Annotated in this window: 22 protein-coding genes; 12 read left to right on the top strand and 10 right to left on the bottom strand. The window is 34.1% G+C overall.

What is annotated here, in order from left to right:
* The first annotated feature begins 365 nt into the window (after positions 1–365).
* The 3 genes from purT to BM289_RS08620 are packed head-to-tail and all read left to right on the top strand — an operon-like array spanning position 366 to position 2,496.
* Complete coding sequence (gene purT, locus BM289_RS08630) at positions 366–1,598, top strand: formate-dependent phosphoribosylglycinamide formyltransferase (protein WP_262489175.1); 1,233 nt, start codon at positions 366–368, stop codon at positions 1,596–1,598.
* Between the two features lie 2 nt (positions 1,599–1,600).
* Positions 1,601–1,921 (top strand): DUF6370 family protein, encoded by a 321-nt coding sequence (locus tag BM289_RS08625; RefSeq protein ID WP_091492488.1) that lies wholly within the window; start codon positions 1,601–1,603, stop codon positions 1,919–1,921.
* Positions 1,921–2,496: a Crp/Fnr family transcriptional regulator gene (locus BM289_RS08620; RefSeq protein ID WP_091492487.1), complete on the top strand. Its 576-nt coding sequence runs from the start codon at positions 1,921–1,923 to the stop codon at positions 2,494–2,496. Before BM289_RS08625 ends, BM289_RS08620 begins: the two co-directional genes overlap by 1 nt.
* 80 nt (positions 2,497–2,576) lie before the next feature.
* On the opposite strand, the gene aceA is transcribed toward BM289_RS08620, so the two are convergent.
* Positions 2,577–3,857 (bottom strand): isocitrate lyase, encoded by a 1,281-nt coding sequence (aceA, locus tag BM289_RS08615; RefSeq protein WP_091492485.1) that lies wholly within the window; start codon positions 3,855–3,857, stop codon positions 2,577–2,579.
* A 327-nt stretch (positions 3,858–4,184) separates the two neighbouring features.
* A complete protein-coding gene (gene aceB, locus BM289_RS08610) occupies positions 4,185–5,786 on the bottom strand; it encodes a malate synthase A (RefSeq protein WP_091492855.1) in 1,602 nt (533 codons plus the stop codon).
* Between the two features lie 209 nt (positions 5,787–5,995).
* On the opposite strand from aceB, the gene BM289_RS08605 reads away from it, so the two are divergent.
* From BM289_RS08605 to BM289_RS08585, 5 genes are all read left to right on the top strand, one after another.
* Entirely contained in the window at positions 5,996–7,477 is a 1,482-nt protein-coding gene (locus BM289_RS08605; RefSeq protein ID WP_091492484.1) for a helix-turn-helix domain-containing protein, read from the top strand.
* 6 nt (positions 7,478–7,483) lie between these two features.
* Entirely contained in the window at positions 7,484–7,843 is a 360-nt protein-coding gene (locus BM289_RS08600; protein ID WP_091492483.1) for a hypothetical protein, read from the top strand.
* A gap of 410 nt (positions 7,844–8,253) precedes the next feature.
* Positions 8,254–8,970, top strand: coding sequence for a pirin family protein (locus tag BM289_RS08595; protein ID WP_091492481.1), 717 nt, complete (start codon positions 8,254–8,256; stop codon positions 8,968–8,970).
* 171 nt (positions 8,971–9,141) lie between these two features.
* Positions 9,142–9,372, top strand: coding sequence for a (4Fe-4S)-binding protein (locus BM289_RS08590; RefSeq protein ID WP_091492853.1), 231 nt, complete (start codon positions 9,142–9,144; stop codon positions 9,370–9,372).
* 278 nt (positions 9,373–9,650) lie between these two features.
* Positions 9,651–10,184 carry a YceI family protein gene (locus tag BM289_RS08585; RefSeq protein WP_091492480.1) on the top strand — a complete coding sequence of 178 codons (534 nt, stop codon included), beginning with the start codon at positions 9,651–9,653 and terminating at the stop codon, positions 10,182–10,184.
* A gap of 233 nt (positions 10,185–10,417) precedes the next feature.
* Here the strand turns inward: BM289_RS08585 and BM289_RS08580 are convergent, their stop codons facing one another.
* On the bottom strand, positions 10,418–11,281 hold the full coding sequence (locus tag BM289_RS08580; protein WP_091492478.1) for a helix-turn-helix domain-containing protein: 864 nt from the start codon (positions 11,279–11,281) through the stop codon (positions 10,418–10,420).
* A gap of 132 nt (positions 11,282–11,413) precedes the next feature.
* Between BM289_RS08580 and BM289_RS08575 the strand changes: the two genes are divergently transcribed.
* A complete protein-coding gene (locus BM289_RS08575) occupies positions 11,414–11,776 on the top strand; it encodes a DUF983 domain-containing protein (protein ID WP_091492477.1) in 363 nt (120 codons plus the stop codon).
* A gap of 73 nt (positions 11,777–11,849) precedes the next feature.
* Positions 11,850–12,722 (top strand): ACP S-malonyltransferase, encoded by an 873-nt coding sequence (fabD, locus tag BM289_RS08570; protein WP_091492475.1) that lies wholly within the window; start codon positions 11,850–11,852, stop codon positions 12,720–12,722.
* Between the two features lie 94 nt (positions 12,723–12,816).
* Here the strand turns inward: fabD and BM289_RS08565 are convergent, their stop codons facing one another.
* From BM289_RS08565 to BM289_RS08540, 6 genes are all read right to left on the bottom strand, one after another.
* Entirely contained in the window at positions 12,817–13,134 is a 318-nt protein-coding gene (locus tag BM289_RS08565) for a hypothetical protein (protein ID WP_091492474.1), read from the bottom strand.
* A complete protein-coding gene (locus BM289_RS08560; RefSeq protein WP_091492472.1) occupies positions 13,122–13,319 on the bottom strand; it encodes a hypothetical protein in 198 nt (65 codons plus the stop codon). The genes BM289_RS08565 and BM289_RS08560 overlap by 13 nt, the downstream gene beginning before the upstream one ends.
* Before the next feature lie 52 nt (positions 13,320–13,371).
* The gene (locus BM289_RS08555) at positions 13,372–14,277 is read right to left on the bottom strand and encodes a DMT family transporter (protein WP_091492471.1); all 906 of its coding nucleotides are present in this window, start codon (positions 14,275–14,277) and stop codon (positions 13,372–13,374) included.
* Between the two features lie 77 nt (positions 14,278–14,354).
* Entirely contained in the window at positions 14,355–15,371 is a 1,017-nt protein-coding gene (galE, locus tag BM289_RS08550; protein WP_091492469.1) for a UDP-glucose 4-epimerase GalE, read from the bottom strand.
* A 14-nt stretch (positions 15,372–15,385) separates the two neighbouring features.
* Positions 15,386–15,826: a nuclear transport factor 2 family protein gene (locus tag BM289_RS08545; RefSeq protein ID WP_091492468.1), complete on the bottom strand. Its 441-nt coding sequence runs from the start codon at positions 15,824–15,826 to the stop codon at positions 15,386–15,388.
* Positions 15,827–15,830: 4 nt separating this feature from the next.
* Positions 15,831–16,964, bottom strand: a complete 1,134-nt coding sequence (locus tag BM289_RS08540; protein WP_091492466.1) for a DegT/DnrJ/EryC1/StrS family aminotransferase — start codon at positions 16,962–16,964, stop codon at positions 15,831–15,833.
* A gap of 136 nt (positions 16,965–17,100) precedes the next feature.
* On the opposite strand from BM289_RS08540, the gene BM289_RS08535 reads away from it, so the two are divergent.
* A complete protein-coding gene (locus BM289_RS08535) occupies positions 17,101–18,342 on the top strand; it encodes a 3-deoxy-D-manno-octulosonic acid transferase (protein ID WP_091492465.1) in 1,242 nt (413 codons plus the stop codon).
* A gap of 339 nt (positions 18,343–18,681) precedes the next feature.
* Positions 18,682–18,897, top strand: coding sequence for a PG1828 family lipoprotein (locus tag BM289_RS08530; protein ID WP_091492463.1), 216 nt, complete (start codon positions 18,682–18,684; stop codon positions 18,895–18,897).
* 138 nt (positions 18,898–19,035) lie between these two features.
* On the opposite strand, the gene BM289_RS08525 is transcribed toward BM289_RS08530, so the two are convergent.
* A complete protein-coding gene (locus tag BM289_RS08525) occupies positions 19,036–19,419 on the bottom strand; it encodes a DUF1508 domain-containing protein (RefSeq protein ID WP_091492462.1) in 384 nt (127 codons plus the stop codon).
* Positions 19,420–19,512: the final 93 nt, after the last annotated feature.

Below are 19,512 nucleotides of genomic sequence, written 5' to 3'. Positions count from 1 at the left end.
TGGGCGTGTCCCTCCGGGTCGGGCTATCCGCTACAAGTCCTCGCTCTTCCTTCGTCAGGCTCCGGGCTTTCCACTTCTATCCCTCACGCAAACGGTTTCATGAGAACTTTTACTTTTATAATTCCCAGAATCTTGTCATTTCGAGGAACGAGAAATCGCACTAGAAACTCCGCAATCAAAATCGCCAATCTTTGTCGAATCCCGAGTGTGATTTCTCGTTCCTCGAAATGACAAACTGTGTAGTTACTTTTTCTAAAACGTAAGTTGGTTATTAAATTAAATCTGCTGAATCTGCAAAATCTGCGTGAGAAATTCTTTGAGTTCTTTTTTATCTTAAAAACAAAAATTTAGCGCTCTTTGCGTAAATCTTTGCGAACTTTGCGGTTAAAAAAAGCTTTTTCCCTACTTTTACTACTCAAACATTACAACACTCCAAAATGAAAATATTACTCCTCGGCTCAGGCGAATTAGGCAAAGAATTTGTCATTGCCGCACAACGAATCGGACAAACCATAATTGCAGTTGACAGTTACGAAAATGCTCCGGCCATGCAAGTTGCACACGGTTTTGAAGTCATAAATATGCTTGACGGCGAAGCATTAGACCGAATCGTAGCCAAACACCAACCTGATTTTATAGTTCCTGAAATAGAAGCCATTCGCACTGAACGTTTTTACGATTACGAAAAGCAAGGAATTACCGTTGTTCCTTCAGCGAAAGCGGCCAACTTTACCATGAACCGTAAAGCCATTCGCGATTTAGCGTCAAAAGAATTGGGATTAAGAACAGCAAAATACCAATACGCAACTTCAGCCGAAGAACTGCAAAAAGCCGTTCAGGAAGTTGGAATTCCTTGCGTGGTAAAACCTTTAATGTCTTCATCAGGAAAAGGACAATCAACAATTAAAACAGAAAGTGATATCGAAAAAGCGTGGCAATACGCTGTTGCAGGTTCGCGTGGCGATGTCATCGAAGTGATTGTTGAAGCTTTTGTAAATTTCGATTCGGAAATTACACTTTTAACGATTACTCAAAATAATAATCCAACTTTGTTTTGCGCTCCAATTGGTCACAGACAAGAGCGAGGCGATTATCAGGAAAGCTGGCAACCGGCTTTAGTTTCTGAAAAAGACTTATACGAAGCGCAGGATATGGCCGAAAAAATCACAGAAGCTCTTGGTGGCGCAGGACTTTTTGGTGTTGAATTTTTTCTGACCAAAGAGGGCGTTTATTTCTCTGAGCTTTCACCGCGTCCGCACGATACCGGAATGGTAACTTTAGCGGGAACTCAAAATTTCAACGAATTCGAATTGCATTTAAGAGCAATTTTAAGCCTTCCAATTTTCGAAATTACTTTAGAAAAAGCTGGAGCAAGCGCTGTAATTTTAGCCTCTGAAGATTCTACAAATCCAACTTTTACCGGAATCGAAAAAGTAGCCGCTTTACCAAAAACCGATTTCAGGATTTTCGGCAAACCAACTTCAAGACCTTACCGAAGAATGGGAGTTGTTTTAACTCATGATACACTTTCGACTTCAATTAACGAAGTAACAGAACGCGCCAAAGAAACGGCAAAATTAGTAACTGTAAATTCTTAAATATGAAAAATATACTTTTAGCAACATTCCTTTTTATTGGAATTGCAGTACAAGCTCAAAGCAAAAAGAAATTTGACAAACCCACAATCGTGGAGGCTTCCTGCGGAGAATGTAAATTTGGCATGAAAGGTAAAAGCTGTGATTTAGCCGTTCGTATTGACGGAAAATCGTATTTTGTTGATGGAACAAAAATTGACGAACATGGTGATGCTCATGCAGAAGACGGTTTCTGTAATGCTATCAGAAAAGCTTCTGTTACTGGAGAAATCAAAGGAAACAGATTTGTTGCCACTTCATTTACTTTAATAGACGATAAAAAATAATGGTATTAATTCTCGAAAATATTGCCAAACATGTTTCTTTGACACCAGAAGAACAGGCGCTTTTTTTATCTAAACTGGAAACGAATACTTATAAAGCCAAAACGCTTTTACTAAATGCTGGCGAAGTCTGCAAACATTCGTATTTTGTAAACTCAGGGATTTTAAGAAGTTTCAATATCAATGATAATATTGTTGAACATGTTTTGTCTTTTGCCTGTGAAGGCTGGTGGATGAGCGATATGTACAGTTACTTTTCGCAAAAACCGGGACAGCTTTTTATTGAAGTTTTGGAAGAAGCCGAAGTGGTTTCATTATCCAAAGAAAATCAGGAACAATTGTATCTTGAAATTCCGAAGCTGGAGCGCTTTTTTAGAATTCTAATTGAAAATTCTTTAGTTGCCAATCAGCAAAGATTGATGGATAATTTAAGTTTGCCAGCAGAAGAGCGCTTTGAAAAATTCACTAAAAAATACGGAACGTTGGTTCACAAAGTTCCTCAAAAACAAATCGCTTCGTTTATTGGCGTAACACCTGAATTTTTCAGCAAAATGAAAGCTAGGCTTTTGAAAAAATAAAAATTTCCGCCACGAATTCACGAATTATTTTTTTATAATCTTTGAGAATAAAAATTCGTGAATTCGTGGCGGAAAAAAAATTAAAATTGCTCAACCTCGGTAGAATGTTCCATCGCCGTAATTGCTGATTTCCCTAGCATTACTGTATTTTGAACTGCATCGAAATAAGAAGTTCCTACAAAAGCTTGATGTTTTACCGCTCTGAATCCGTTTTGTTGTAATGCGAATTCTCGCTCTTGCAATTCAGAATATCCTGCCATTCCGCGTTCTTTGTAGGCTTTAGACAATTCAAACATACTTGTGTTCAAAGCGTGGAATCCTGCCAAAGTGATGAACTGGAAACTATACCCCATTTCGGCCAAATCTTCTCTAAACGTTTCCATTTCAGCAACTGATAATTTTGCTGCCCAGTTGAAAGATGGAGAACAATTATAAGCTAACATTTTATCTGGAAATTCCTTTTTCATTGCTTTTGCAAACTTTCTCGCATAATCTAAATCTGGATTACTGGTTTCCATCCAGATTAAATCGGCATAAGGAGCATAGCTCAAACCTCTTGCAATTCCCTGATCTATTCCGTTTTTTACATAGAAGAAACCTTCAGGCGTTTTTTCTCCAGTCAAAAATTTCCTGTCTCTTGGATCTGCGTCGCTTGTTAATAAATTTGCCGCATCGGCATCTGTTCTAGCAACAATTAAAGTTGGAACTCCCATAACATCCGAAGCTAATCTAGCTGCAATTAGTTTATTGATTGCTTCTTGAGTCGGAACCAAAACCTTTCCGCCCAAATGCCCGCACTTTTTGGCAGAACTCAACTGGTCTTCAAAATGAACTCCAGAAGCTCCCGCTTCAATCATGGATTTCATTAATTCGAAAGCATTTAGGTTTCCTCCAAAACCTGCTTCAGCATCAGCCACAATCGGCACTAAATAATCTTTTTTATCTTCAATATTATTTACAGTCTGAATTTGATCGGCGCGCAATAAAGCGTTATTGATCTTTTTTACCACCATCGGCACGCTGTTTACAGGATAAAGCGATTGATCAGGATACATTTCGCCAGCCAGATTTGCATCAGCCGCAACCTGCCATCCGCTTAAATAAATTGCTTCTAACCCTGCATCGACTTCCTGAATCGCCTGATTTCCAGTCAACGCTCCCAAACCCGCAACATAATCCTGACTTTTTAACTTTCTCCATAATTTTTCTGCACCTATTTTGGCAATAGAATGCTCAATTTTATACGATCCCTGAAGTGTCACTACTTCGCTCGCAGTGTAAGGGCGTTCCACGCCTTTCCATCTCGGGTTCGTAATCCAATCGTTAATCAATTCCTGAATTCTGTCTTCTGTTGTTTTCATAAATGATAAAGTTAAGTTGGTTAGTAAGTAATAGTGTTCAGTACACAGCTAAAAGTGTTCAGTTTTTAACTAGACCTATTTTTTTAACACATAGAGACATAGTTATGCTTTGCGGTTAAAGGCGTTTCACTTGTTTCAATACATCCCGATAGCTATCGGGACTATGTGTGAAAAACTAGTTTTTTTCTTCTTCCTTTTTTATGTAAATACTAAAACTATGTTTCTATGTGTTTAAATTGTTTAAGACTAAATTTTATCTGCCTAATCTTCTAAATCTGCGGGAAAAAATTATTCGCTCGCAGATTTGGCAGATCAAGCAGATTTTTTTTATAAATATTTGTAGCAAGGAATCGTAAGGAAATCCACAAAATGCAGGTTTACAACCAATCGTTCCAGCAATTTTTCGGCTAATGGAAATTGCTGTTTTTCGTGATTTTCTTCTCCTAATTCTTCTTTGATTTTTTGGCATTCATCTAAAACCAATTCATGATAATATGTCAAATCTAATTTTCGTCCATTATCTAAAATCACTTTATTTTGAAGCCATTGCCACAATTGCGATCTTGAAATTTCAGCCGTTGCCGCATCTTCCATCAAATTATGCAAAGCGGCCGCACCTTGTCCGTTTAGCCACGAAGCCAGATATAAAACCGCTACATTGATGTTTTTTCTCACGCCGTTTTCTGTGATTAATCCAATTGGCGGTTCGATCAAATCTGCTTCTGTGATTTTTCGATGTTCTCTTTTAACATGAATCTGATTTGGAGTTGGCATTCCTTTATCAAAAATCTCTTTTGCTATTGAAACTAAATCCGGATGCGCCACCCAAGTTCCATCGTGGCCGTTTCGAACTTCACGTTCTTTGTCGGTTTTTACTTTTGAGAAAGCGATAGCATTTGCTTCTTCATTATTTCGAATCGGAATTTGAGCTGCCATTCCTCCAATTGCATGAATTCCTCTTTTATGACATCTCTGAATTACCAGATTTGAATAGGCATTCATAAAAGGTGAAGTCATAGTTACCTGATCACGATCTGGAACGATGAATTTTGGATTTTTTCTAAACTTTTTGATGTAAGAGAAAATATAATCCCAACGCCCGCAGTTCAAGCCAACGATATGTTCTTTTAATTCATAAATGATTTCATCCAACTGAAAACTTGCCGTTATGGTTTCAATCAAAACCGTCACTTTTATCGTTCCTCGTTTCAGATTTAGATAATCTTCTGTAAAATCAATTACAGTATTCCACCATCTTGCTTCTAGATAATGTTCCAATTTCGGAATGTAGAAATACGGTCCTGAATTGTTTTCTAAAAGTTTTTTGTGATTGTGAAAAACATATAAACCAAAATCTACCAAAGAACCCGAAATTTCTTTTCCTTCAATCAAAACATGTTTTTCAGGAAGATGCAAACCTCTTGGACGAACAATCAGCGTTGCGATTCTTTCGTTTAAATGATACGATTTCTGCTTCACCAAATCCGTAAACGTGATGGTTTTGTTAACGGCATCAATCAAATTCATTTGGCCGTCCATCAGGTTTTGCCAAGTTGGTGATGTGCTGTCTTCAAAATCGGCCATAAAAGTTTTAGCACCCGAATTCAAAGCATTGATAATCATTTTTCGGTCAACTGGCCCAGTAATTTCTACTCTTCTATCTAATAAATCTTTGGGAATTTCTCCAGCTGTCCAATTACTTTCTCTGATGCTTTTGGTTTCTGGAATAAAAACCGGCATGATTCCCTGATCAAAAGTGACTTGTTTCTGTTCTCTTTGTAAAAGCAGTAATTTTCTTTGCGATTCGAATTTTTTATGCAATTCGATAATAAACGCAGTTGCTTCTTCTGTCCAGATTTTTGGATAAGCAAGCTTTTTGTCGGCTAGGAATTCTATAGCCATTTCAGTGATCTCTAATTGGTTTTTCATAGCTGCAGATTTTAATTTTTTATTTAACAAAACAGATTTTCTGTTTTTTATTTCATTTCGTTAAAAACATATCAATCATAACTAATTCATAATTAATAAGTTTCAACGATACAATGTTATAAAAAAGTTTTTTACAAAACAAGCGAACGTTCGCTAAATTTTAAAAATATTTTTTTGGCGATTATTTTTATATTACTTACATTTGGATTATGGATATCGAAAAAGACTATATAAAGCTGATTTTTGGGCTAAAAATGAAACAGGTTCGCACACAAAAAAACTTGTCTCTTTTTGGTTTGGCCAAATTGACTAATCTTTCAAAATCGTATTTAAACGAGATTGAAAAGGGAAAAAAATATCCCAAAACAGATAAAATTTTGCTTTTATGCGAACATTTGGACGTGACTTACGACCAAATGGTGTCTTTAAAACTAGATAACAACCTCGCTCCGATTGGCGAAATCTTAAAATCCGGAATTTTAAAAGAGATTCCGCTAGAGCTTTTCGGAATTCAGGAAGCGGATTTAATTGATATTATTGCTAATGCTCCCGCCAAAGTCAATGCCTTTATTAGTACGATTATCGAAATTGCACAACATTATAATTTAAGTCGTGAAAGTTTCTTTTTAGCTTCTTTGCGTTCGTATCAGGAAGCGCACAGCAATTATTTTGAAGATTTAGAAGAAAAAGTAATTGCGTTTTCGAAATCATTTCAAATCAATTTGGATTCTAAAATCAGTATTGAAGAATTGGAAGCAATTTTAAAAGAAGAATACGAATATAAAATTCAAGAAATTGCTTTTACAGACCAAGAAGCTTTAGATGATTTGCGTTCGATTTATGTCCCAAAAAGCAAAACTTTATTGCTTTCTACCGAACTTGATGCTCCGCAAAAAGCTTTTATTTTAGCTAAAGAAATTGCCTATAATTACATGAAGATTTCTGATCGTCTGCTGACGTTTAGCTGGATTAAATTTGACAATTTCGATCAGGTTCTGAATAATTTTTATGCTTCTTATTTTGCCGGCGCTTTATTATTACCGAGAAAATTGGTTGTAGATAAAATCAATCATTTTTTAGAAAATGAAAATCCGAAACCGGAAGAATTTGTTTCTTTAATAGAAAGTTTTGAAGTTTCACCAGAATCTTTTTATCAACGATTGACCAATTTATTGCCGAAAGATTTTCAGCTGAAAAACTTATTCTTCTTACGCTTATCACATAAAATTGGCTCTGATTTTTACCAAATAAATAAAGAATTGCACATTACACATCAGCAGGAACCGCATGCAAACGAAACCAACGAACATTATTGCAGAAGATGGGTTTCGGTCAAAACAATTGATGAAGCGATTAAACAAAATAAAGCTCATTTTTTTGATGCTCAAATATCCAGCTATGCCAATAGTGGAAATGAATATTTAGTTTTTTCATCGGCCACAAAAGATCCTTTTTTGCATGATACTATTCGAAGTATTTCGGTTGGAATTTTGATTAATCCGACAATGAAAAAGAAATTCAAGCTCATTGATGGAAAACCTTTGGTAAAACGAATTGTTGGTGTAACTTGCGAAACTTGTGCTGTAAAAGACTGTTTAGAGAGAGCTGCTCCGCCAATTGTTTTAGAAAGAAAGAAACGCCATGAGAACACGGATGCAGTTGTACAGCAGTTTATGAATCAATATAGTTAGAATGCCATGAAATATTTTGCCTTACTAATAACCTTGTTTTTTATCAACTTCAACCAAAAAACGGAGAAACTTACTGGCCGTTACAATTATTTGATTGAAGACGATAACGCTTATATCTTAAAAGATAAAATTACTTTTAAGGACAGTGTTTTTGCTTTTGATAACAAATATCTGCCGAAAGGGAAAGTTTCTTATGGCAACGTAATATTATTGGATAATTTTATTAATACCGATTTGATTATCAGCATTCCAAAAGATCAGATTGTAAAAGATACTATTCCTTTTTTTATGCATGACAAGCAAAGCCTTGTTGCGAATTATCTTGATGAAGTGGTTGGAAAGGGGAAATTGGTTAGGATTAAATAATTAAGCTCTATCCTTTTATCACGCCCTATTTGTCATTCTGAGGAACGAGGAATCTCCACAAAGATTGTCGACATACTATACGGAGCTTCTTGTGGAGATTCCTCGTTCCTCGGAATGACAAACTACACGGCCATACTTTGTGATCAATCATAAATACAACTTCTTTTGAAAACAAAAAATTCTCGTTTAGCCCCGATAGAAGTGGAAATCCTTTTGTGGTGGGGTTCACCACAAAAGATTGAAACGGATAGCGGGACTGAACGTCTTTTGAAAACCAAAATCTCTGCTTCAAAAAAAACTTAGAACCTCAGCATCTTAGAACCTCAGAATCTTTTCTTAACCTAGATTAAGTGCTTTTCGTATACATCGGCCGTATCTTTGTACTATAAAAATAAAAGAAAGGACAAATCATGGAAAATATAGTATTGCACAAAGCAGAATCAAGAGGAAATGCAAATCACGGATGGTTGAACGCTTATCATAGTTTTAGTTTTGCGAGCTGGTACAATCCGGATAGAATTCAGTTTGGAGCGCTTCGTGTTTTGAATGATGATACGATTGCTGCAGGAATGGGTTTCGGAACGCATCCGCACGATAATATGGAAATCATTACAATTCCGCTAGAAGGTGATTTGGCCCACAAAGACAGTATGGGAAATACTGAAATCATCAAAAATGGTGATATTCAGGTAATGAGTGCCGGAACCGGAATTCAGCATAGTGAATTTAACCCAAATGCAGATCAGCAGACTAAATTGTTGCAGATTTGGTTGTTTCCAAACAAAAGAAATGTTACACCACGTTATCAGCAAATCACTTTGGATGTTGCCGACAGACATAACAAATTGTCTCAGGTTTTATCTCCAAATGCAGACGACGAAGGTGTTTGGATTCACCAAGATGCTTGGTTCAACATGGGGAATTTTGACGCCGGAATCGCAACAGAATATAAAATCAAAAAAGAAGGAAACGGAGTTTATGCTTTCGTTTTAAAAGGAAATGTAACCATCAACGGTCAAGAATTGAATTCTCGTGATGCGGTTGGAATTTCAGGAACTGACACTTTAACTATTAAAGCCAATACAGACGCTGAATTTTTATTAATGGATATTCCGATGAATTACTAATTCAAGATTACAATTAATATTTTTTTTAGAAACGATATTTAAGTTGATTTTCAGCTTATTATCGTTTCTTTTTTTGTCCAAATTTCATCGAAACTCAAAAAGAAAACGTATTTTTATTAGATGAAAATTGGTCTTAATTCATTTAAAACTAACTATTTAAAATTTTCGATAATGAATCCAAATAACCTAACTAAAGAATATACAAACGGCGAAGTAACGATTGTTTGGCAATCTGGAAAATGCATACATTCGGCCAATTGTGTCAAAAACAATCCGGATGTTTTTCGTCCAAAAGAAAAACCTTGGATTACTCCAGAGCACTCTACAACTGAGAAAATAATTTCAACTGTTAACAAATGTCCGTCTGGTGCGCTGACATTTTATATGAATAACAAAAGCTAAGCTTTATGGATAGTTTTTTCGCCACAGATTACACGGATTAAAGTGATTTTTATTCGCCACTAATTACACGAATTTCCACGAAATAAGTTGAATTAAAATTAGTGGAAATTCGTGTAATTAGTGGCAATATCTTTTTTAATCCTTTTAATCCGTGTAATCTGTGGCAAAAAAAATCACATTTTTTATTTCTTAATCTAGGTTAAGTGCTCCAGGACAACTGTCACCGTAACTTTGTCTTATCAAAATGAAACAAATTAATTATTAAAAAAAATAAAATTATGGCAACTACAAAATGGTCAATTGACCCAACTCACTCAGAAATTGGTTTTAAAGTTAAACACATGATGTTTACTAATGTTTCAGGAAAATTTGGAACTTACGACGCTACAATTACTACAGAAGGAAATGATTTCGAAAATGCAGCAATCGAATTTTCTGGCGATATCGCTTCTATCGATACTGCAAATGCAGACAGAGACGGACACTTAAGAAGTGCTGATTTCTTTGATGCAGAAAACAATCCAAAATTAACTTTCAAAGCTTCATCTTTCAAAAAAATTGATGATGGAGATTATGAATTAACTGGAGATTTAACTATCAAAGGCGTTTCTAAATCTGTTAAATTTCCTGTAGAATTTAGCGGTATCATGACTGATCCTTGGGGAAATACTAAAGTTGGTTTAAGCATAGAAGGAAAAATTAATCGTAAAGATTGGGGTTTAAACTGGAACTCAGCTCTTGAAACTGGTGGTGTTTTAGTAGGCGAAGAAGTTCGTTTGAATATTGAATTACAATTTGTAAAACAAGCCTAATCTATTTGGTTTTAGATTTAATTGGTTGGTTATTGAAGCCCTGCATTTTGCAGGGCTTTTTGTTTGCCACGAATTACACGAATTTCCACAAATTTTTTCTCTCACGCCGAAAATTTTTGCCACAGATTAAAAAGATTTTCACAGATTTAAAATCCAAATAATCCTTTTAATCTGTGGCAAAAAATAAAATAATAATTCGTGGAAATTCGTGTAATTCGTGGCTAAAAAAAAAATCAACGTACTGTGTTTCTAAATTCTGTTGGCGAGATTCCGGTTTGTTTTTTGAAGAAGCGGGAGAAATAGGAATAATCTTCGTAGCCTACTTTGAATGCAACTTCATTCACCGCCAATTGTTTGTCAATCAGCATTCTTTTTATTTCTAGAATTACACGATCTGTAATTACTTCTGTGGCTGTTTTTTGTAGAATTTCGTTGCAGATTCTGTTTAAATGTTTTAGTGTAATATTTAGCTTTTCTGCATAAAACGAAGGCAATTTTTGAGTTCTGAAATATTCTTCTAAAAGCGATTCAAACTTGTTGATTTTGATATTATATGAATGTGTTTGATGCGAATAGGTTTCTCCATATTTTCTCGCTACTTCGATATGAATGCAATCCAACAAATTCAGTAATTTGTCTAATTGATATTTATTATCTTGGTTATTTTCCTGAATCAGCAAATCGAAATATGGAAGGATTTTGGGAATTTCCTTTTCTTCAAAAACCATTTCAGGTCGGTTTTGAATGGAATGGTAAAAGTTGTAATCGTTGATTTTTTTCTGTCCGAAATACAGATTGTACAATTCCTGCGAAAAGATAATTACAAAACCTTCAATATCTTCAGACAAATTCCAATGATGCATCTGCCCAGGCTGTAGCACAAACAAACTTCCTCTTTTGATTTCGAATTGATCAAAATCGACTTCATGCAATCCAGAACCTTTGGTAAAAAAGACCATTAAATACGAATCATGACGATGTGGTTCTTCGACAAAACTGTGACTTTTTAAATGTTCTTTAAAAGTATTCACATAAAAATCGCGATGAATATCATTACAACTGAAATTCTGAACACTATAAATGGGATACTTTTTCATTTTGGAATTTGGAATTTTATTCTTTGAAATTTAAAGACAAAATGTCTTTATTGTGCTATAATAAGCGAAGATACTCAAAAGACTTTTATAACGCTCTGAATTACCTTTGTATAAACAAAAATTAACAATATCATGTCAAGCGCATTAACTCATATTTTAAAAAACGAATGTCCTGTTTGTCATAAAGGAAAAGTTTTTACAGACAAGAATATCTTTCTTAATTTCAGTTTCCCAAAAATGAATGAATACTGCAGTCACTGCCATTATAAATTCCAAAAAGAGCCTGGCTATTTCTTTGGCGCGATGTATGTAAACTACGGATTAACAGTGGCTCAAGGAATTGCAACCTATTGCATAGCACAGTATTTTTTCGAAACAAACTTCGATTTAAGAATCCTTCCTATCATTGCTGTTGTCATAACTTTACTCACTCCTTTTAATCTGAGATTTTCAAGATTAGCATGGATTTATATGTTTAAGGGTTATACAAGCTAAAAAAGTATTATTTTTGCCGTCCAATTGAAACTACTTTTCAATTTCCAAAAAAAGTATAAATAAAATTAGACAAATGAAAGCATACGTATTTCCAGGTCAAGGGGCACAATTCACAGGAATGGGTAAAGACCTTTATGAAAATTCGGCTTTAGCCAAAGAATTATTCGAAAAAGCTAATGAAATATTAGGTTTCAGAATTACAGATATTATGTTTGAAGGTACTGCCGAAGAACTAAAAGAAACTAAAGTTACACAGCCAGCTGTATTTTTACACTCTGTTATTTTAGCTAAAACTTTAGAAGATTTCAAACCGGAAATGGTTGCGGGACATTCATTAGGCGAATTTTCGGCTTTGGTTGCTAACGGGACTTTATCTTTTGAAGATGGTTTAAAATTAGTTTCTCAACGTGCATTAGCAATGCAAAAAGCTTGCGAAATCACTCCATCTACAATGGCTGCTGTTTTAGGTTTAGCTGATAATGTTGTGGAAGAAGTTTGTGCCTCTATCGATGGTGTTGTGGTTGCGGCTAACTATAACTGCCCAGGACAATTAGTTATTTCCGGAGAAACTTCAGCAGTTGAAAAAGCTTGCGAAGCCATGAAAGCTGCGGGAGCAAAACGTGCTTTAATTTTACCTGTTGGAGGTGCTTTCCACTCTCCAATGATGGAACCTGCAAGAGAAGAATTGGCTGCTGCAATCGAAGCAACTACTTTCTCTACTCCAAGCTGTCCAGTATATCAAAACGTTACAGCAAATGCTGTTTCTGATGCTGCCGAAATTAAAAAGAACTTAATTATTCAATTAACTGCTCCTGTAAAATGGACTCAGTCTGTACAGCAAATGATTGCTGACGGAGCTACTTTGTTTACTGAAGTTGGTCCTGGAAAAGTTTTAACTGGTTTGATTAATAAAATTGATAAAGAAGCTGCTACGGCTAATGCTTAATTAGTTTTCAGTCGCGGTCTCAGTTTTCAGTTAAAAAAACTATACATATAAAAAATCCTCATAGACATTGAAATTGGTTTATGAGGATTTTGTTTTATAATTCTTTTGCTTCTTCATTGTAATTATTTAGAATTCCAGTAATAAGATAATTTTGATTCTTTTTTTCAAAAAAGATATACCACGTTGTTCTTGCATTAGATTTATAAAAAACATAATTCAAACCCAAATATTCAAGTGATTTTGGAGTTTTCTTATGAGGAAAACTAGAAATACTCGAAATAATAAAACCAACTATTTTATCTATATAATTCTGAGCAGATTCAGAAAAACCAAAATACTCTTCCTTAAAAAGTGTGTAAACTAAATTATCAAAATATTCTAGAACGGTATTTTCGAAAATTATTTTTTCCAAGGATAAGCTTTTATTCGTTTAGACATTTCAGCTTTAAACTCTTCAGGTGTTAATCCTTTTGCAAATTCCGTATCAAAATCAAAGGTTTCACGATCTATACCTTTAAATTTTGTTTTTTGAACTTCGTATTCTACTCTTGGCTCTTCAACCTTGTCCTTTTTTTTATTTTCTTTATCCGAATCCATTATTCCTACATTTTAAATTCTTACAAATTTACAAAATAAAACGAATCAAAATTTATACAGTCTTCTTTTCCTTCTTCTTGTAATTCACAATAAAAACTCCAAGAATAATAAGAGCTGTAGCGATAATAAAATCAACTGTAATTACTTCATCTAAAAGCAACCAGCCCAAGAAAACTGCAATTACTGTATTGATGTAGGACAAAATAGAAACTTGAACTGGAGTAACGTGTTTTAAAGCATAATTATAACTGAAAAAAGCAATTACAGAACCAAAAATCGACAAATATAATGCTGCTAAAATACTTTTAGTACTCCATAAATTCACATCAATCGTAGGTGAAAAAATAAATGCCAAAACAATCTGAATGCACGAAGCCATTGTAAACTGGTAAAATAAATTAAGAACTATATTTTTAGATTTATTCCCATGAAGTTTGGTGTAAATTGTTCCAGCCGCCCAAGCAGTAATCGCAAATCCCATAAACATCATTCCAATTCTGTAATCGGCATCTAAAAAAGATCCCAGTCCATCTTTAAATATAAAAACGACTCCCGAAAATCCTATTATAACTCCAATAAATCCTTTAAAACTTGGTTTTTGTAGTTTAAACAAAATGCTGCCCAGAAAAATAAGTATAGGAGACATCGCACTGATTACCGACGCTAGTCCGCTTGGCACAGTCTGTTCTGCAACGGTTGTAAAACCATTCGCCACTACAATCATCAAAATAGAAGGTACAAGCTGGTGTTTTAAATTTTCCCATCCAATCCATTTTAATTCTTTTTTGAATAATAAAATCATCATCATAATTAGTCCCGCCAATCCCTGACGAATTGAAGTTACAAACCAAGGCGGAATCGTTTCAACCGCAACACGGATTCCTAAAAACGTTGTTCCCCAAATAATTCCAACAGTGGCAAGAGAGAATATTAATTTGTAATCTAAATTTTGTTTCATAAAAATGCCATTAAAAAAAGATCCCAAACTATATTACTATAATCTGGGATCTTAAAAATTTATAATTTTATTAAAAATTATTTATTCCTCACTTTTTGTTCCCATTTCCAAGCACTAGCCATAGCTTCATCTAAACTTAGTTCAGCCTTCCATCCTAAGACATTATTTGCTTTATCTGTATTTGCATAAGCTTCTGTAACATCTCCCTCACGTCGAGGCATAATTTTGTATGGCAGTTTTTTATCGCTAACTTTTTCAAAACTATGAATCACTTCTAAAACAGAACTTCCCGTTCCTGTTCCTAAATTGAAAGTTTCAACTTTTGCTAAATTCTTTTTATTTAATAATCGCTGTAAGGCAATTACGTGTGCTTTTGCTAAATCCACTACGTGAATGTAATCACGAACAGCAGTTCCGTCTGGTGTTGGATAATCATTTCCAAAAACAGATAATTCCTGACGCAAACCAACTCCTGTTTGTGTAATAAACGGAACTAAATTCTGAGGAACTCCCAAAGGCAATTCTCCAATTTGAACCGATTCGTGTGCTCCAATCGGATTAAAATAACGCAATAGAATAGCACTGATATTGGTAACTTTTGCAGTATCTGTAATAATTTCTTCTCCAATCTGCTTTGTATTTCCATAAGGAGACATCGCTACCTGAACTGGAGCATCTTCTGTAATAGGCATTTTTTCGGCTTGTCCGTAAACCGTACAAGAAGAACTGAAAATAAAACTAGCTTCTGGTTTTTCTTTCAATTCCTGCAATAAATACACTAAACTGTTGATATTGTTTTCATAATACAACAATGGATTTTCGACACTTTCACCAACCGCTTTTGAAGCAGCAAAATGAATTACTCCAGTAACATCATTATGTTTTTTAAAGAAATCCTGAACGGCACTTTTTTCTCTTAAATCAATTTTCTCAAACAAAGGTGTTTTTCCTGTAATGGCTGTAATCCCACCTAAAACATCTTCTGAAGAATTGGAAAGATTATCAATTATCACTACTTCATAGCCTTCATTTTGCAATTCGACTACAGTATGAGATCCAATAAATCCAAGTCCTCCTGTTACTAATACTTTCATTTTGCGGTTGTTTTTTATGTAGTTAATTTATAAGCCTGCCTAGCAATAAGAATCCATTTATTTTTTTGCTTTTGCCAAACTAGCATTATCCCTATTTTAATATCTCTATCTATTCCGTCATCTTTGGTATGAGCCGACAAAACATGTCTAACTATAGCCACATCATTCTGAACATTTATAGTCTGATTCTGAAAATCAATTGACACAAAATCAGATTTACCACTTACAATTCCATCTATAAATTCAGATTGGTTTTGAAAATTACCATTAGAATGAACGTAAGATAACTGAGCTGAAGTTAAAGCTTTTAATTTTGCACCATCAGCATCAATCATTGCTTGACGCAATATTTCCACTTGACTACTCACAGCGTTCTCTTCTTTAGAATTCGTTTTTTGAGCCAAAACCGAAAACTGAAGAAATAACATCAAAACTAAAAGACCAGCTCTTTTCATAGTTTTATTTATTTAAAAATTCTAAAACAGAATCAGTTATAAATTTAATCTGCTCATCATCAAGCTCAGTATGCATTGGCAAAGCGATTACTTCCTGGACTAATTTATTGGTAACAGGAAACTGATCTTCTTTGTAACGAGGATCTAGATATGCTTTTTGAGAGTGCAACGGAATTGGATAATAAATCGCACAAGGAATTCCTTTATCCAGCAAATGCTGCATTAAAGCATTTCTATCAGCATCTAAAATTCTTAACACATACTGATGAAAAACATGATCATTTTCGTTTGCATCAAAATCTGGCGTAATAATTTTTGCATTTCCAGCAAAAGCTGCATTGTATTTAGTTGCAGCCAAACGGCGCGCCGCATTATACTCATCTAAAAGAGGAAGTTTTGCATTTAAAACTCCAGCCTGAATACTATCTAAACGGGAATTTACCCCCACAACATCATGATGGTAACGCTCGTACATTCCGTGATTTACGATTCCGCGGATGATGTGAGCCAATTTATCATCATTTGTAAAAATTGCTCCTCCATCTCCATAACACCCTAAGTTTTTAGAAGGAAAGAATGAAGTTGCCGCAACATGCCCAATTACACCAACTTTTGTTTTTGCACCAGATTTAGAAACATAATCCGCACCAATTGCTTGTGCATTATCTTCGATTACATATAAATTATGCTCAGCGGCAATTTCCATAATCGCATCCATGTTTGCGGCACGTCCAAATAAATGAACTGGAACAATTGCTTTTGTTTTTGGTGTAATAGCTTTTTTTACTGCTTCAATATCAATGTTCATATTATGTAAATCAACATCAACCAAAACAGGAGTCAATTGCAACAAGGCAATTACCTCAACTGTAGCCGCAAAAGTAAAATCGGCTGTAATAACCTCATCACCTGGCTTCAAATCCAATCCCATCATGGCAATCTGCAAAGCATCGGTACCATTTGCGCAAGGGATAACATGTTTTACTCCCAAATAGTGTTCAAGATTTTTTTGAAACTGATGAACTAAAGGTCCGTTAATATAAGTATTAGTATCTAAAACTTCTTGAATTGAAGCGTCTACGGTAGATTTTATTTTTTCGTATTGACTCTTTAAGTCAACCATTTGTATTTTTTTCATTTTTGAATAATGTTTAAAACTTAAAGACTCTATTTTGGATAGAAATCTCTAAAAGGAGGAACAAAAATAGTTATTAATAGCTTCAAACCAATGAAAATAGTCGAAAGAAATGTAATTTAGCTGCAAAAAAAATCACATGCTTTTTTTATACAACGTAACCCTATACCTCGCAGGATTTTTCTTAAGAATAATAGCACTATTTAGTCCGAAAATTAAGCTTTTTATTGAAGGCAGAAAAAACGTCTTTTTGATTTTGGAAGAAAAAATCAAAACAGAAGACAAAACCATTTGGTTCCACTCTGCTTCACTTGGCGAATACGAACAAGGGCTTCCTGTTATAGAAAAAATCAAAGAAAAATTCCCTTCTCACAAAATAATTGTAACCTTTTTTTCTCCATCTGGATACGAAGTGCGTAAAAACAATACAGTTGCCGATGTTACAATCTACCTTCCTCTTGACACTAAAAGCAATGCCAAACGTTTTTTAAAATTAGTACATCCAGAATTTGCATTTTTTATCAAATATGAATTTTGGCTCAACTATTTGAAGGAGCTCGAAAAAAGCAAAACCCCAACTTTTTTAATTTCCGGAATTTTCAGAGACAACCAAATGTTTTTTAAATGGTACGGTGGATTTTATCGAAATGCTTTAAAAGCTTTTACTTATTTCTTTGTTCAGAATGAAAGTTCGAAACAAAAAATTGAGGCTATAGGCTTTAACAATGTAATTGTTTCTGGCGATACTCGTTTTGACAGAGTTGCCGCAATTTTAGAAAGAGATAATTCTCTTGATTATGTCGAAAATTTTAAAAACAATCAACAAACTATTGTAATTGGAAGTTCTTGGCCAAAAGATGAAGTTTTAATTGCTGAATACATCAATCAAGCGCCCGAGAATGTAAAATTCATCATTGCACCGCACAACATTAAAGCCGATCAGATTTCAAATCTTAAATCACAGCTTAAAAAACCAGCCATTTTATTTTCAGAAAAAGAAAACAAAGATTTATCTAAGTACAATGTCTTTATAATTGATACTATTGGAATTTTAACCAAAATCTACAGCTATGGGACAATTGCTTATGTTGGGGGCGGATTTGGAAATCCAGGAATCCATAATATCTTAGAACCCGCAACCTTTGGAATTCCAATTGTAATTGGTCCAAATTATGCCAATTTTGCCGAGGCAGTTTCGCTGGTAGAATTAGAAGGATGCACTGTTATCTCCAATACAAATGAATTAAAAGCAATTTTTGACAAATTACTCTCCGACAATTCTTTCTTTAAAGAGAAAAGTGAAATTTGCAAATCGTTCATTCAAAGCAACAAAGGAGCAACTGAAACCATATTAAAAAACGTTTTACACACTATCCAATAGTAAATTACAAAGCAATCGAAGACATTTTTATGAAAATTAAACTGATTAAAACCGGTTTTCAGAAAACATGATTGTTTACAAAAACGCTTAAAAAACAAAATAAACCACAACAAATCCAATTAAAAGAGCCAAAACAACGATAGAATTTTCAACAAAAAATAATTTACACAAAACATACAACAATATAAATTATTTTCTTTATTTTGGCATATTATTTGATAAATAAGATAATCGTGAGTAAGGAAAATATTTTAAAAAAAAAGTGAAAAAATATTTTACGTATTAAAAAATTTATATCTTTGCCACGAATTAATAATTAACCTTTTATAATAAAGTAAGATGAAAAAAGTATTTTTAAGTTTAGCTGTTGTTGCTGTTTTAACTGTTGTATCTTGTAAAAAAGCTGACGCTGCTGCTACAGAAGCTGCTGTAGATTCTACTGCTGTAACTGTTGATTCTGCTGCTGCTGTTGTTGATTCTGCTGCTGCAACTGTTGATTCTGCTGCTGCTAAAGTTGATTCTGCTGCTGCTAAAGTAGAAGAAGTAAAAAAATAATTAGAACCTAAGTTCTAACGATTTTAAAACCATCTTTTAAGATGGTTTTTTTTTTATGCGATTAACCCTTCCATTAATCCATAACAAATAAAAAAAGCGTCTGTATTTACAAACGCTTTTTTTATTACCTGTCTTTTTTCACTCCGCAGCTTCTTCCATTTCCTCTTCAAACTCTTCATCACCAAAAATCGATTCACTCGAAGAAAAATCCAAAATCTCCGACTTGGGAGAATACGTCACAATTTCTTTTATTCCTTTTTGCAAAAGCAATTCAGTACTATATTTTCGACTCGTAGCAAAGTGAACATCCCCAAGCATCAATTTAAAGAAATACTTCCCTCCAGAGCCTTTAAATTTCAAAAATTTCGCCTGATCAATATTTACTTTAAATTTCTCAATATCTTCCTCGCATTCAAACCTTAATTCATAACTCAAACTTGTAAATATCACTTTCCCCTTTCGAGAAGTAAACGTAAACTTATATTCATCATTAAATCGTTTGCTAATTACAAAAGCACCCATTTAGAAATTTTAGATTTTAGATTATTGATTTTTTTTTGAGATTCTGAGATTCTGAGATTCTGAGATTCTGAGATTCTGAGATTCTGAGATTCT

The organism is Flavobacterium phragmitis, assembly GCF_900112575.1.
GTDB lineage: Bacteria > Bacteroidota > Bacteroidia > Flavobacteriales > Flavobacteriaceae > Flavobacterium > Flavobacterium phragmitis.
Note: the sequence above shows the minus strand (reverse complement) of the source record. Positions and strands in the feature narration are given on the sequence as shown.

Bases quoted from the DNA above. Each gene is read 5' to 3' on its own strand.
- aceA (WP_091492485.1), bottom strand. From the start codon at position 3,857: ATGAAAACAACAGAAGACAGAATTCAGGAATTGATTAACGATTGGATT.
- BM289_RS08530 (WP_091492463.1), top strand. From the start codon at position 18,682: ATGAAAAAAGTATTTTTAAGTTTAGCTGTTGTTGCTGTTTTAACTGTT.
- BM289_RS08525 (WP_091492462.1), bottom strand. From the start codon at position 19,419: ATGGGTGCTTTTGTAATTAGCAAACGATTTAATGATGAATATAAGTTT.
- BM289_RS08560 (WP_091492472.1), bottom strand. From the start codon at position 13,319: ATGGATTCGGATAAAGAAAATAAAAAAAAGGACAAGGTTGAAGAGCCA.
- BM289_RS08620 (WP_091492487.1), top strand. From the start codon at position 1,921: ATGGTATTAATTCTCGAAAATATTGCCAAACATGTTTCTTTGACACCA.
- BM289_RS08585 (WP_091492480.1), top strand. From the start codon at position 9,651: ATGGCAACTACAAAATGGTCAATTGACCCAACTCACTCAGAAATTGGT.
- BM289_RS08580 (WP_091492478.1), bottom strand. From the start codon at position 11,281: ATGAAAAAGTATCCCATTTATAGTGTTCAGAATTTCAGTTGTAATGAT.
- BM289_RS08545 (WP_091492468.1), bottom strand. From the start codon at position 15,826: ATGAAAAGAGCTGGTCTTTTAGTTTTGATGTTATTTCTTCAGTTTTCG.
- galE (WP_091492469.1), bottom strand. From the start codon at position 15,371: ATGAAAGTATTAGTAACAGGAGGACTTGGATTTATTGGATCTCATACT.
- aceB (WP_091492855.1), bottom strand. From the start codon at position 5,786: ATGAAAAACCAATTAGAGATCACTGAAATGGCTATAGAATTCCTAGCC.
- BM289_RS08555 (WP_091492471.1), bottom strand. From the start codon at position 14,277: ATGAAACAAAATTTAGATTACAAATTAATATTCTCTCTTGCCACTGTT.
- BM289_RS08575 (WP_091492477.1), top strand. From the start codon at position 11,414: ATGTCAAGCGCATTAACTCATATTTTAAAAAACGAATGTCCTGTTTGT.
- BM289_RS08590 (WP_091492853.1), top strand. From the start codon at position 9,142: ATGAATCCAAATAACCTAACTAAAGAATATACAAACGGCGAAGTAACG.
- BM289_RS08600 (WP_091492483.1), top strand. From the start codon at position 7,484: ATGAAATATTTTGCCTTACTAATAACCTTGTTTTTTATCAACTTCAAC.
- BM289_RS08625 (WP_091492488.1), top strand. From the start codon at position 1,601: ATGAAAAATATACTTTTAGCAACATTCCTTTTTATTGGAATTGCAGTA.
- BM289_RS08535 (WP_091492465.1), top strand. From the start codon at position 17,101: ATGCTTTTTTTATACAACGTAACCCTATACCTCGCAGGATTTTTCTTA.
- fabD (WP_091492475.1), top strand. From the start codon at position 11,850: ATGAAAGCATACGTATTTCCAGGTCAAGGGGCACAATTCACAGGAATG.
- BM289_RS08540 (WP_091492466.1), bottom strand. From the start codon at position 16,964: ATGAAAAAAATACAAATGGTTGACTTAAAGAGTCAATACGAAAAAATA.
- BM289_RS08595 (WP_091492481.1), top strand. From the start codon at position 8,254: ATGGAAAATATAGTATTGCACAAAGCAGAATCAAGAGGAAATGCAAAT.
- BM289_RS08605 (WP_091492484.1), top strand. From the start codon at position 5,996: ATGGATATCGAAAAAGACTATATAAAGCTGATTTTTGGGCTAAAAATG.